The sequence below is a fragment of the Paenibacillus lacisediminis genome (genome assembly GCF_046567315.2).
Genome location: NZ_JBKIAX020000004.1, coordinates 313,696 through 326,384 on the forward strand (window position 1 = coordinate 313,696; position 12,689 = coordinate 326,384).

General features: G+C 52.2%; 11 protein-coding genes. 5 read left to right on the forward strand and 6 right to left on the reverse strand.

The annotated features are described in order from the left end of the window. Positions 1-136 precede the first annotated feature (136 nt). Both ACLD72_RS10215 and ACLD72_RS10220 read left to right on the forward strand, forming a co-directional pair. Complete coding sequence (locus ACLD72_RS10215) at positions 137-1,399, forward strand: MFS transporter (RefSeq protein ID WP_410997308.1); 1,263 nt, start codon at positions 137-139, stop codon at positions 1,397-1,399. A 96-nt stretch (positions 1,400-1,495) separates the two neighbouring features. Beyond that, complete coding sequence (locus ACLD72_RS10220) at positions 1,496-2,056, forward strand: ArsR family transcriptional regulator (protein WP_410997306.1); 561 nt, start codon at positions 1,496-1,498, stop codon at positions 2,054-2,056. Between the two features lie 239 nt (positions 2,057-2,295). Here ACLD72_RS10220 and ACLD72_RS10225 read toward each other — a convergent pair whose 3' ends face one another. After that, positions 2,296-2,766, reverse strand: coding sequence for a SprT family protein (locus ACLD72_RS10225; RefSeq protein ID WP_410997304.1), 471 nt, complete (start codon positions 2,764-2,766; stop codon positions 2,296-2,298). A 134-nt stretch (positions 2,767-2,900) separates the two neighbouring features. Here ACLD72_RS10225 and ACLD72_RS10230 point away from each other — a divergent pair, with 134 nt between their 5' ends. Together ACLD72_RS10230 and cmpA are read left to right on the forward strand one after the other, a co-directional pair. Then, positions 2,901-3,254 carry a hydrolase/acyltransferase gene (locus ACLD72_RS10230; RefSeq protein ID WP_410997302.1) on the forward strand — a complete coding sequence of 118 codons (354 nt, stop codon included), beginning with the start codon at positions 2,901-2,903 and terminating at the stop codon, positions 3,252-3,254. 523 nt (positions 3,255-3,777) lie between these two features. Then, positions 3,778-3,915 (forward strand): cortex morphogenetic protein CmpA, encoded by a 138-nt coding sequence (gene cmpA / locus ACLD72_RS10235; protein ID WP_115311231.1) that lies wholly within the window; start codon positions 3,778-3,780, stop codon positions 3,913-3,915. Between the two features lie 373 nt (positions 3,916-4,288). On the opposite strand, the gene ACLD72_RS10240 is transcribed toward cmpA, so the two are convergent. From ACLD72_RS10240 to ACLD72_RS10260, 5 genes are all read right to left on the reverse strand, one after another. Continuing rightward, complete coding sequence (locus ACLD72_RS10240; RefSeq protein ID WP_410997298.1) at positions 4,289-6,847, reverse strand: hypothetical protein; 2,559 nt, start codon at positions 6,845-6,847, stop codon at positions 4,289-4,291. A gap of 29 nt (positions 6,848-6,876) precedes the next feature. Then, complete coding sequence (locus ACLD72_RS10245) at positions 6,877-7,716, reverse strand: carbohydrate ABC transporter permease (protein ID WP_410997296.1); 840 nt, start codon at positions 7,714-7,716, stop codon at positions 6,877-6,879. Next, positions 7,716-8,654, reverse strand: a complete 939-nt coding sequence (locus ACLD72_RS10250; protein ID WP_458475738.1) for a carbohydrate ABC transporter permease — start codon at positions 8,652-8,654, stop codon at positions 7,716-7,718. The genes ACLD72_RS10245 and ACLD72_RS10250 overlap by 1 nt, the downstream gene beginning before the upstream one ends. A gap of 60 nt (positions 8,655-8,714) precedes the next feature. Then, on the reverse strand, positions 8,715-10,013 hold the full coding sequence (locus ACLD72_RS10255) for an ABC transporter substrate-binding protein (protein ID WP_410997292.1): 1,299 nt from the start codon (positions 10,011-10,013) through the stop codon (positions 8,715-8,717). Between the two features lie 332 nt (positions 10,014-10,345). Then, complete coding sequence (locus ACLD72_RS10260; RefSeq protein ID WP_410997290.1) at positions 10,346-11,392, reverse strand: LacI family DNA-binding transcriptional regulator; 1,047 nt, start codon at positions 11,390-11,392, stop codon at positions 10,346-10,348. A gap of 208 nt (positions 11,393-11,600) precedes the next feature. Here ACLD72_RS10260 and ACLD72_RS10265 point away from each other — a divergent pair, with 208 nt between their 5' ends. Next, positions 11,601-12,284: a Crp/Fnr family transcriptional regulator gene (locus ACLD72_RS10265; protein ID WP_410997288.1), complete on the forward strand. Its 684-nt coding sequence runs from the start codon at positions 11,601-11,603 to the stop codon at positions 12,282-12,284. Positions 12,285-12,689: the final 405 nt, after the last annotated feature.

Sequence of the window (12,689 nt, forward strand, 5' to 3'; positions counted from 1 at the left end):
AAAGTCAATATTTAGTGATCATTCCCCATAGGACAAGCCACGGAAAATAACTATTGCAATCCACTGGAGAATCAATAAAATAAACTTAACGTTAAAATTATTTTTACGTTGAGTTTATTTTTTAGGGGTGGGTGCCATGAGCGAGAAAGTCCTGGTCAAAAGAAAAGGATTAGGTAGTTTAAAGGCCGATCTGCTGGTAAGCAAACCGTTTACGTATCTCCTCCTTGCACGCGTCATTTCCCGGTTTGGAGATTCGATCGATTCCATTGCCTACAGCTGGATGGTTTATATGCTAACGGGGTCTAAGGTTTTAATGGGTACCCTATTCGCTTTGAATTATGTGCCCAACTTGCTGTTCAGCTTTTTTGCGGGAACCCTGGTGGACCGGTGGCCCAAAAAGCTTGTTATTGTTGCAACCTGCTTGGGCCGGGGAATCCTCGTCACCCTCACGGCTTTGATGTATTGGAAGGGGCTTCTGGCTCCGTGGCATCTGTACATTTTTACCTTGCTGATTTCAACGCTGGAATGCTTCACCTCCCCTGCCGAAATGGCTCTAGTCCCGCAGCTTCTTCCCAAGGAAAAACTGCTCCGCGGCAACTCCATCAGCACTTCCGCCTCAAGGATCGCTGAACTGGCGGGCATGGCAGCGGCCGGCGGCATCATCGCCTACTGGGGAATATCGCATGCGATTTTAATCGACGGACTTACCTTCATGGCCGCTGCGGCGCTTCTCGCATTCATTCGCATCTCACCTGACTCCCTTCCTCCGACAAACCAAGCAAGCAGCTCCTTTTTTCAAGAAATTCAGCAAGGCCTGCGCTACCTTAGAGCGAATAAACTTATCCTAATCATCATTTTCACGGCAGCTTATGTGAACTTTTGCCTATCACCGTACAATGTGCTGAATGCGGTATATGTTAACGAAATTTTACGGTCCGGCCCAGAAGGTCTCAGTTTGTTGGGCATTAGCTTGATCATCGGGATGATCGCGAGCGGGTTATGGATCGGCAAAAAGGGCGATAACTTTAAAAAAAGCCAACTCATCATCACCGGTTACTGCCTGCTGGGAAGCAATTACGCTTTGTTGTATGTACCCGCTATTTGGCCGTTACATCCGCTTTACCCGGCTGCCGCTTGCTGTTCTGGCATGGGCTTGGCCATCTCTTTAATCAATACCCCGGCCACGACGTATTTCATGGAATCGGTACCAAAAGAACTGCTGGGAAGAGTAGGCGCTCTTAACAATATGGTCTGCACCTGTGCGATTCCGCTGGGAAGCGCCTTGGCGGGCGTGATGGGGGAATGGATGCAGGTCCACCGGCTTTATCTCGTTTTTGGTATTTGCCTGCTTCTGCCTGTCGTTTACCTGTTGAAACAGCGAAAGTTTATGAGCATTTGACGAATTGCTAGCGGCTTTGCGCATTCTCACAGATAAGCTATACTAAATTGTACGGAAAATATAGCTGGCTCTAGTCTTAACGCGGGGTGCGTGCACATGGAAATCAAGGAACTGAACACGTTGGAGGAAATCCGCATATATTCGGACCCATATCGCATGCAGATCATGAATGAATTTCTGCGGTTGAATCGTCCGGCGACGATCAAGGAAGTGGCGGATGTGATGCGGGAGGTGCCTGCCAAAGTATACTATCACGCCAAAAAACTGGAGAGCATCGGTCTGCTGCAACTGGTGGACACCAAACTGATCAACGGCATTACGGCCAAATATTTCGAGCCTTTTAAAGGGCAAATCCACATTAGAAAAAGCGAGATCGATGAGGCGATCCAGCAGGTCTTTCAATCCGAGACGGAAAAACTGCTAACCCACCTTTACGATGAAAGCAAGCAGCGCTTTCTGAAGGCCTCCAGGCTCGCTCCGCCTTCAGCACAGTTGACAAGTCCCAGCGTTTTTTTGACAAAGGAAAAAGCGGAGGAATTATTTCAATGGATCAATGATTTCTGCGAACAGCACCAGGACGATAAAAAATCTCCGGATGCGGAACGTTATGAAATTTTTTTCACCATTGCCAAAAACACCGATTCTCCGAAAAAATAAAAAGAACCATCGTCTCCATAAGCGGAAGCGTGGTTCTTATATTTGGGTTTGTTCATTTGTTCCAGCTTCGTTTTCGTTTTACGGGTCCTCATATCCGTGAAAGCAAACGGGCTTCGGCTGAGTTCAGGGTTTCTTTTCCCTTCGCGGATTTGCTTGTTGCGCAACTTTTTGGCTTTGGACTGGGCCATCTTCGATCACTCCTCTTTCGTTATATGATCAAAGTATACCACATGTTCCGCTTAATTGCCGGGGAGCGCGGTTAAGCGCAGCCGGCCGGCGCATTTTCCGCAGCGGTAGCGGTTTGGATCCACGCGGCGTTTACGGAGGTACTCCATGCCGCACTGGGCGCAAACCAGCTTGAAGCGGTGGGGTAAAGTTTTTCTTTGTTTATCTCCGGGCAAAGCGTTGCAGAACCGGCTTCCTCCGACTTTTTTTAACAGGGCCTTAAACTCCGGGTCTCGATGCTGGTAACCTTGTCCCGACAAATGCAAATGATAGTGGCAAAGCTCGTGTTTGATGATCTTCTCGACTTCCTCCTGCCCATGAACGGCGAGCTGAGCGGGATTGATTTCGATGTCATGGGATTTCGTAAAATAGCGCCCTCCGGTCGTGCGCAGCCGGCTGTTAAACCGGGCGTGGTGGCGAAAAGGAACGCCGAAATCACGGAGCGAGACATGCTCTATCCAGGCTTGCAATTGGTCGTTGTTCATCGGGTTCTCCTTTCTTGTTGCTCGCGTCCCGGCGGGTTGCCGTCACCGGAAACCGGCTTGGACTTCTACTTGAATTTTAACTTCCTATTACGCTACACTGTCAAGTAGGTTAATAGAAAAGGAGATCATAAGCGATGTCCATGATGAGATACGTGATTTTACAGCAAGGCCAGGAATTGAAATTCGTGGAAATGCCGGCTGACTATGCTTATCAGCTCAGCGCATTGAATTTGCGGTTAAATAAGGAGATCGACAAATTAACGGCTGCGCAGGTCCCGGCGCTGCCGCGCGCGATTGCCGAATGCGACCGGTTGGATCTATTGCAGGAATCGCTGCGGATTACGAGCGGGCTGGATTACATTAATGAACTCGAGGCTTCCTTTTCTTCTATCCGGGAAGAAAATTATCCGCTGATTTCACTGCTGACCGAAATCCGCGCCCTTCAGGCCCAACTCGAACAATGGTACGAGGAAGAAGGCGCAAACTAAATTCGAAGTTTGACGCCGAATCCGCTTCTCAGCATCCACTTCGTGATCAAAAGCCGCGATTTTCGCTTCCTCTTTCAAATGAAGGCGAAAATCACGGCTTTTCAGCACCGAGAAGGTTGGATGAAGCCAGGGACTGAGTAGCGGAGCGTACGTTTTGGGTACGTGAGCAACGGAAGGCCCGGCTGAATTCAAGATTCGATGCCGAATCCGCTTCTCGGCATCCACTTCGTGATCAAAAGCCGCGATTTTCGCTTCCTCTTCCAATGAAGGCGAAAATTATGGCTTTTCAGCACCGAGAAGGTTGCGTGAACCTGCAGAAGGAGGAGCGGAGTGTAGGGATAGCCTACATGAGCACCGGACTTCGAAGGTGAACGCAAGATTCGACGCCGAATCCGCTTCTCGGCATCCACTTCGTGATCAAAAGCCGCGATTTTCGCTTCATCTTCTGGTGGGACGTGCACATCTTGGGGATTCGCCCCATAGTCTAAACATACCAAGGTGATTGCCGGAGGAGGAGATACGCTTGCCTAACTGGCTCAGCAATCAGATCATGCGTGCCTTTAACAAAAGAGACCGCCGTCAAATTCGGCTGCTGAACGATTGTTGGTTTTTTTACTACAGCCGCCGGAACAGCCAAGGCGAAACAAGCAGTATGCAGTAACCGCTGGAAAAAGCCGTCCCTCCGCTTATGGCAGGTTGGAGACGGCTGCTTCATTTAAGTGTGAATTTCACGTAACATGCACCGGAGCTCCCGGCAAACCTATCCGCCCTTCCCCCCTCATTGGAAAATATCCAATAGATTCACGAAATCGGACGAAATTTTTGAGCACTCATTGGAAAATATCCAATAGATTTCGATCAAATGGCCTGTTTTGCACCCTACTGAGACTATTCTACTGGAAAATTTCCAATCAAGCCACTTAATTTCCCATTTAATTTCCAATTCTATTGGATATATCCAATCAGGACGAAAAACACAGAAGGCGGGAGTTCTGTTATCAAGCCTACTCTCCCGCCCCACGTTCTGGCTAAGCTCACAACAACGGCACTAGCTGGCCATCGCAATATCGCGCTTGCCGAAGCGCCTCGCCCGGTTGCGCCCGCAGCACCAGCCCTTCCTCCCGCATCACGATTTGCCGTGGGTATGCGGCGTAGCTGGTGATAAGCCAGCCATCACCATCCCCATCACCATCACGCGTCAAACAGCCGTTCGCGCAGCGAAGCCGCCCCTGCTCATCGCGGTACAAATAAGCGGTCGTGCCGAACCCAAGCAGATACGCCACCAGTTCCTCGCCCATGTCCCAGTCGTCGCCCGAAGCATTCGCGAACAAGCGCGCGAACAACGGGTCGCTCGCGTCCCGGAACACCGATTGGCCGAACCGGTTGCGCGACAGGGACGGCATGTTCAGATTGGGAGCAGCGACGCTGTAGGTCGATGCGGCTTCACCCGGCTGCAGGCGGCGCGGCGTCGACACCACGTTCCAGTCATAGCAATTGAAGACGGCCATGCTGGCCCGGTATGCCGCTTCCAGATACTGCGGGTCGCCCAAGTGCTCGTAAGCCGTCCGCGCCGAAGCCGCGACCAAACCGCCCCACAGGGAGTGAATCATATAAGACAACGCTTCCCACCAGCGGTCCGGATTTTGCGCCCGGTAATCGTTGCTGAAGCCGATATTGGCCAAAATCAGCCGTGCATACTGTTCCCCCTTGCTGGTCATGCCAACGCGCAGCAGCGTTTCGCAGGTCGGACCAAACCCCGCATTGTCGTAAAAATGCTCGGTGACAGCCCCGGCAAACTGCCGGACATTACGCTTGAGCCGGCTTCCAAACGCATCCCACAGCGCCTGCAAACGGCGAAGCTCCCCGGTCAGGCCGGCGGCCGCCAAATCCGCCAGCAGGTCTTGAACGTACATAGTAAATACGCCGTTTAAGCCCGTCTCGTTTTTTTCCCGCTGTCCCTCGTGGCATTGCGGATCCAACCGCACGCACAAAACTTCTGCGGACCACGCCAGGTACGTTTGCGGCGGATGGAGCTTCAGCAGCGCCGCGTCCATCCGGGAGAGCAAATAAAACACATGGGCGATGTAATCCAGATCGAAAATCCGGTAAAACGTCCCGTACAAAACGCGCGGCCGGGAGAAATCGCCGCCTTCGAACCAATGGTTTTTCATATCCAATACCGCCGAGGCTTCGGCTATGGCCACCTGCTCAGGGGCCGGGACCGCCAAGCTGTTTTTCATCAGCAAAAAAGCCAGCTTACCCAAAGATTCGCCCTGGTTGGACAGCGGCAAAAAAGCGTGCGGTCTGCCCTCAATCCCCGCTGGATCGTAATTGTTCCGGCACAGCCATTCAGCCCGCTTCTCCAGAATGCGGTCGATCGGCTCCAGCACGTTCCAGATCAGCACGTCCTTGCGCCCGTCATCCAGCGTCAGCTCCAGCTTGTGTTCGCCAGGCTGCTCCCGCCGCAAAGAGACGCGCAGCACCTCCCCGCGCTCGCTGTCCGCGGCAAACCGCTCCGTCACCGCTTCCTCTGCAGCTAACCGCTCCGTCACCGCTTCCTCTACAGCTAACCGCTCCGTCACCATTTCCTCTGCGGCTAACCGCTTCGCCACTGCTTCCTCTACAGCAAACCGCTCCGTCACCGCTTCCTCGCCAATCCGCCAGCCTCCAGCCGGTTCGGGAACCGCGGAAACCACGCGGATTTCCCGCACGCCCTCCCCCGCCGGGAGCTCTAGTTCCGCTTCAAACGTTCCTCCCCGGACCAGCACCGGCGTATAGTTCCAGCGCGGATGGCCTAGCGCCATCGCCTGCCGATAGAAATCATCCCGTCCCTCGCAGGAAGCGATGGCGTACTCCCAACTCATATTCTGACCGGACTCCAACACGACCGGATGATATCCTGCCCCATAAATCCAGTCCGCCGCCGCCGACTCCGGCATCGAACCGCCGTCCTCCACCAGCGACAGGCGGTGAAACAGCACCCCGTCCAGCGAAGGCGAAACCTGCTCCAAAAAACGGTTCTCGTAACGGCAGAACGAACCGAACGCCGCCGTGCGCCCCCTAATCCCGTACACCGCCAGATGAGGCGCCTCATCGCTGCGCCGGATCGCCGCAAACTTGGCGAAGTCTCCGCCCAAATGGGCGAAAACCGCGCACGATTGCTGCATATTCCGCAGCACGTTTTCGTCCCGGAACATCACATAGGCGAGCGAAAACCAAATATGCAGCCCTTCGATCCGAACGCTTTCGTCCGCCCGGTTTTCACACTCGATGATCCAACGGACCCGATTCCCCTCCAGCGTATAGGTCAGACCGACCTCCAGCTTCTCCGCTTTGAACCGGACCTGCAACCGGCTATCGCTTTCCCGCGTGATTTCCGGCGTCAATTCCGCACTATTCAGCGTCTGGCCGTCCACCACCGCCGTCCATTCCCCAAACAGCTTATCCAGCGTATCCTCATACCCCGCTTCGGCCAGATACTCCGGGTCCACCACCCAGTTCATGCCAGCGGGATCCTCTTTCATCAACAGCGCCGTTACCGCGCCGCGTCCGTTAAAAGCCAGTTCAAACTTTGCATTGCTCAGTATGGTCATGTTTCTCCACCCTCCGTCATGACGGCTTGTTATTTTTTGACACCGCTAAGCGAAATACCTCCCAGAATCAAATTTTGCGTAAAATAGAACAGTGTGGCCGGAAACAGCACCGACAGGCAGGAAATCGCCATCAGCTTCTCGTATTCGATGTTGAACGCATTTTTGAACAGATTGATCCCCAGCGGCAGCGTATACATACTCTGGTCGTTGATAAAGATCAGCGGCGTCAAAAACTCGTTCCAGCACCATACGAAATGGAATACGCCGATAACGACGACGATCGGCCGGCATAACGGGAGGATGATTTTCCAGTAGATCTGCCAGCGGTTGCAGCCGTCGATTTCCGCCGCTTCGTCCAGGTCGCGCGGCACACCCATAATAAACTGCCGGGCCAGGAAAATGAAAAACGCGGAACCAAACGCCCCGGGCAAAATCATCGGCCACAGCGTGTTGATCATTCCCAGCTTGTTGTATTCGATATAAAGCGGAATCGCCGTGACGTCCCAGGGAATCACCATCGTGCCGATGACGAGCAGGAACAGGGCGTTCCGGCCCCAGAAATTAATCCGTGCGAACCCGAAAGCGACCATCGTCGCGGACAGCATGGCAAACGGCGTGGAAACACCCACCACGATCAGCGTATTGAGCAAAAACCGCCCAAACGGCTGGGCGTTCCAGGCATCGGCAAAATTGCGGAACTGCCACGTATCGGGAATCAGCTCCGGCTTCGGCGTAAAAATATCCTCCGGCGCTTTCAGCGCGGTGGACAACATCCAGGCGATCGGAAACAGGAACGCCGCGGCAAGCAGCAGGATCAAAATTTGGAACAGCAGCGTCTGAATTCGTTTTTTTCGCGCCAGCATGTGCATCAGTGTCCACCTCCATCGGCTTCATAGTACACCCAATATTTCGACGATTTGAGAATAAGCCCGGTCAGCAGCACGATCAGAACAAACATCACCCACGCCATCGCGGAAGCGTACCCCATTTTGAAATGCGTAAAAGCGTTGCGGTACACGTGCAGGGAATAGAAATAGGTCGAGTTGGCCGGGCCGCCGCCGGTCAGAACAAACGCGAGCACGATCGTCTGGAAAGCCGAGATCAGGCTCGTCAGAATGTTGAACAGGATCGTTGGCGTGATCAGCGGAAGCGTAATGTTGAAAAATTTGCGGATTGGACCGGCGCCGTCGATATCGGCGGCCTCGTAATATTCCGACGAAACGGCACGAAGTGCCGACAAGTACAACACCATCGGCGATCCGACGCCCCACAGCGCGATAAAGATCAAAGCGTATAAGGCGACATTCGGGTCGGTCAGCCAATGCACCTGCGGCAGGCCGGCAAGCTCCAGCATGTAATTGACCGGTCCGAAATCATCGTTCAGCATCCAACTGAAAATCAGTGCCAGGGTAACCCCTTGAATCAAGGATGGCAAGTAAAAAACGGCCCTGAAAAGCTTGATGCCATACGAAGCCCGGTTCAGCAGCACGGCGATAAGGATCGCGAAGATCACCTGGAGCGGAACCATGATAAACACATACTTGAACGTGACGGTCATAGCGTTCCAATAAAATGGGTCGGCCGTAAACATCTGCACATAGTTTTGAATCCCCATAAATTCAGGACTGCCGACCATATTCCACTCGGTAAAACTGATAACCAGCGAAAACATCATTGGGAAAAACATCAACAGGAGGAATCCGATCAGCCACGGAGAGATAAAAAACAGACCAGCGAAATTTTCGCGCCGTCTTTTCCGTCTGGCCGCACGGCGCAACATGGCGGCATCCGAGCCGGCTGCTTGCATTTTGTCATCACCTCGTTTGGGGAAACACGGGAAACGCCGTAAGCGCTTCCCGCAATTCCGTTACTTTAATACCGCTTGCGCTTGCTTTGATGCGTCATCCAGCGTTTTCTGAATATCGGCGTTGCCGTAGAAAATCGCCTGTACCCCGGCACGGATCAAATCTTCCGCTTGGCTCCACTTCTCATGGCGCATGCTGGCGATCAGCTTATCGGTGCCTTCCAATTCCTTGGCGAAGGACTCCAAATAAGGATCTTTGGCATAACCGTTCTCTTCATCCACGGAAATGACCGGCGAAAAGGCGAATTTGTCGGCCGTAATGATTTTGATGCCTTCCTCGCCTGACATGAACTTGATCAGCTCCCAGGCGGCTTCCTTGTTTTTGCCTGATTTCGGCATGGAATAGCCCGACGTATGGATGATACCTTTCAGATTGCCGCCTTCGGGAAGCGGATGCGTTACGGTCCCGATATCCAGCTTGCCTTCCTTCAGCATATCCCCCAGCGGCCACATGCCGTTGTCAAACATGGCGATCTGCCCGGTTTGGAAAGACTCCAGCCCGTTGTTGGTGCTGAATTTGCCGGCTGAATTGATTTTGGAGGAGGCGTCGTACAATTGCTTCAGGAATGTCATCGTCTTCACATTTTCCGGGCTGTTCAGCACACCTTCGACCGTTTTACCGTCATCGCTGACCATATCTCCGCCGTTGCTCCAGAAATAAGGCTGCATGGTCATTACGTCATCCGGCGTCATAATAAAGCCGTATTGGCCCGGTTTGGTTAATTTTTGCACCGTATCGACGAACTCGCCCCAGGTCCAGCCGTCCTGCGGATAAGCAACGCCCGCTTCGTCAAACAGCTTTTTGTTGTAGTAAATCGCCCGCGTGGAATAAGTCGTCGGAAGCCCCCACAGCTTTCCGTCATATTTCATGTAATCCATAATGATGGGGTAATATTTGTTCAAATCGTAGTTGTCTTTGTCCACCCAGGTTTGCATATCCTCCAGCGCCCCTCCCGGGACATAAAGCGGATAATTCCAAGCCATAAACACATCGGGCGCCGTCTCGGAAGCAAGGGAAGTCAACAGCTTCTGGTCGTAGTTGTCCGGTACGGATTCTACTTTGACCTTGATGTTCGGATGTTTTTCCATAAAAGCGTTGATCGCGTTTTGATAAGGCTGCAGCGTTTGTCCGGAATCCCAGGTCATAAACCGCAGCGTCACTTGCTCTGCCCCGTTTTCTCCGCCGTCTGCCGCTCCGCCTGTATTGGCACCGCTTTCATTTTTGCCCCCGCAAGCGGACAACAGACTGAGACATAACGCGCTGACCAAGGCAAGGACAAACCATTTTTTGCTCTTTTTCACACGAACCCCTCCTGAAAATTTATGGTTGATGTTATATGTGAACTTGCGGGGCCAGCCTTGACTCCCCATTCGCAAGGTATCACCGTGTCGAAATCTAAACGTTTAGATTTTACTGGATAAAGGGACTTTCTTAGCGAAAGTTTCCCGTTAAGTATATGTTCAAAAAGCCAGCTTTTCAGCACCGAGAAGGTTGGATGAAGCTAGGGACTGAGTAGCGGAGCGTACGTTTTGGGTACGTGAGCAACGGAAGGCCCGGCTGAATTCAAGATTCGACGTCGAATCCACTTCTTGAGCTGCTTCGTGATCAAAAGATGGCTTTTTGAACTACCTCTTTAAAGCTTTTCGCTTTTCGGGGGCGCCACGGAATCCCGTTCAATCAGCCGGCACACTGGCATCCCCGGACGCTCCACCTGCTTTCCTCGGATCACGCCATGCAGCGTTTCCATTGCGCGGTAGCCCATTTCATGCAGCGGCAGATCCATAGTCGTAATCCGCGGGCTTAAATAATCGCTAAACTCCCGGTTGTCGAACCCGATGACGGACAAATCCGCCGGGATGTTCACCCCCGCTTCATTTGCAGCCTGCAGCACACCAACCGCCATCACGTCGTTCATCGCGAGGATCGCCGTAGGCGGCTCGGGCAAGGACAGCAGCTCCCGGGTCAAACGATAGCCGGATTCCCGTTCCCAGTCCCCCATTTTAATCAGTAGCGGGTCAAAAGGAAGCTCGAATTCGGTCACCGCCTTGTAATAACCGTTAAGGCGCAACCGGGATGGGATGGAGTCCATCAGGCCGCTGATAATCGCGATTCTCCGGTGGCCCCTGCCAACCAGGTAGGACATCGCTTCGTAAGAAGCCTGTTCGTCATTGTATTGGATAGCCATGTCGTTTTGGGTATAGGCGTACGTGTAAACGATCGGTTTGCCTTCGCTGTTGATCAACCCGGTTAAATCCCGGGGATGCACGCCGATGTATATGATGCCGTCAACCTGCTTGCTGAGCAGCTCGGAAACCGCACTTGTCGCATATTTCCGGTATTGATCCGTATGCTCGAAATCCCGGCCGATCCGTTTGTCGAGCCGCAGGTTCGTCAGCAGGATGTGCAAATCGTGGCGGTCGCCGTAATCGTTGATTCCGTCGATAATCTCCGGCGTATTGAACACGGTGACGTCCTCGGCGATCACGCCGATCGTGTCGGTGCGCCGCCGCTTCAAGCTTTTGGCAATGTCGTTCGGCTTATAGTTCAGCTCTTCGATCACGGCCAGCACCCGCTCGCGGGTTTTGGGACGGACGTTTCGCGTTCCGTTCAGCACATAAGAGACGGTCGCCGTGGATACATTGGCTTTGGCGGCAATATCTTTGATGCTCGGATTAGTCATGTTCCCCCTCCCCCGGATTTAATCCGTTAAACAGTAATTTAATCGTTTAGATTTATATTCATTTTATATCACAACCCGTTTTGAATTGCAAGCGGTTTCTTGTGTGGTATTTTCAAATTTGAAGGAAATTGTCGATCGTTCGCGAATTATTTCTCATTAATGTGATAGGTGGCGGGACTAAAGCATTTTTTGCATAGGAGGCGTTGCGATGAACGAATTGGAGTTAATTCGGAGCTTTCCTTTTTTCGAGCATCTTACTTACGCCGATTTGGCCAAAATCGCCCCGTTATTCATCACGCGGGGATACGATAAAGGAACGATCGTTTTTCACGAGGCCGATGAAGGGGACGAACTGTATTTGATTCAATCCGGCATCATCCATATTTATCGCAATGACGAAAACCGGGAAATCATTCTTTCCGTGCTGAGCGAAGGGGACTTTTTCGGAGAAATGGCTTTGCTGGAAAGTGTACGGGATCGTGCCGCTTCCGACCGGGCCATTGAGAAATCAGTGCTCTACGTTCTCAAACGGCGGGACTTCATATGCATGCTGATGCATAATCCGCTCATCTGCCTGAAAATTTTGGAGACCGCCCTAAGCCGGCTGAGCAAAGCAAACGAAGTGATTATGGATTTAACGCTGTTTGATGCCCGGACGCGGATTGTCAGAACCTTGCTAAGGCTGATCGAGCAGCATGGAACGCGCAAACCCGAAGGCTTCCTCATCGCCTTCAAGCTCACTCACCAGCAGCTCGCCGACATGTCCGGAACCGTCAGGGAGACCGTAACCAAAGTGATGCAGGATTTGCAGTGCAGCGAATTGATCCGGGTGGACAAGAAGATGATTCTTGTCTGTGACCCGGACAAACTGAAGCAGTCCGTTGGTCTGTAGCGGTTTTAAAGGTGCATGATAAGCGATCAACATCCTCTCCTGAAAGCCAGAAATATTGGAGCCGCATTCACGCTCTCATTGGAAATATCCAATAGATTGCCGGAAATCGAACACCATTTTGAACCCTCATTGGAAAAAATCCATTAGATTTTGCTCAAACCGCCTGTTTTGCCTCCCACTGAGCACCGTCTATTGGAAAATATCCAATCAAGCAACTGTATTTACCAATATTCTTCCAATTCTATTGGATATATCCAATGACAACATTTCACCTATTAGATAATGTTGTTGGCTCTGGGCGATTAGTTGCAAAACGTACAATTAGATAGCAATAAAAAAGCGGGTTAACACGTTTTAATTGCTTTTACAACTATTCAAAGGCATTCCCAAAGGCGCGTGCTTTCT

Bases quoted from the DNA above. Each gene is read 5' to 3' on its own strand.
- ACLD72_RS10215 (WP_410997308.1), top strand. From the start codon at position 137: ATGAGCGAGAAAGTCCTGGTCAAAAGAAAAGGATTAGGTAGTTTAAAG.
- ACLD72_RS10230 (WP_410997302.1), top strand. From the start codon at position 2,901: ATGTCCATGATGAGATACGTGATTTTACAGCAAGGCCAGGAATTGAAA.
- ACLD72_RS10220 (WP_410997306.1), top strand. From the start codon at position 1,496: ATGGAAATCAAGGAACTGAACACGTTGGAGGAAATCCGCATATATTCG.
- ACLD72_RS10260 (WP_410997290.1), bottom strand. From the start codon at position 11,392: ATGACTAATCCGAGCATCAAAGATATTGCCGCCAAAGCCAATGTATCC.
- ACLD72_RS10245 (WP_410997296.1), bottom strand. From the start codon at position 7,716: ATGCACATGCTGGCGCGAAAAAAACGAATTCAGACGCTGCTGTTCCAA.
- ACLD72_RS10265 (WP_410997288.1), top strand. From the start codon at position 11,601: ATGAACGAATTGGAGTTAATTCGGAGCTTTCCTTTTTTCGAGCATCTT.
- ACLD72_RS10250 (WP_458475738.1), bottom strand. From the start codon at position 8,654: ATGCAAGCAGCCGGCTCGGATGCCGCCATGTTGCGCCGTGCGGCCAGA.
- ACLD72_RS10240 (WP_410997298.1), bottom strand. From the start codon at position 6,847: ATGACCATACTGAGCAATGCAAAGTTTGAACTGGCTTTTAACGGACGC.
- ACLD72_RS10225 (WP_410997304.1), bottom strand. From the start codon at position 2,766: ATGAACAACGACCAATTGCAAGCCTGGATAGAGCATGTCTCGCTCCGT.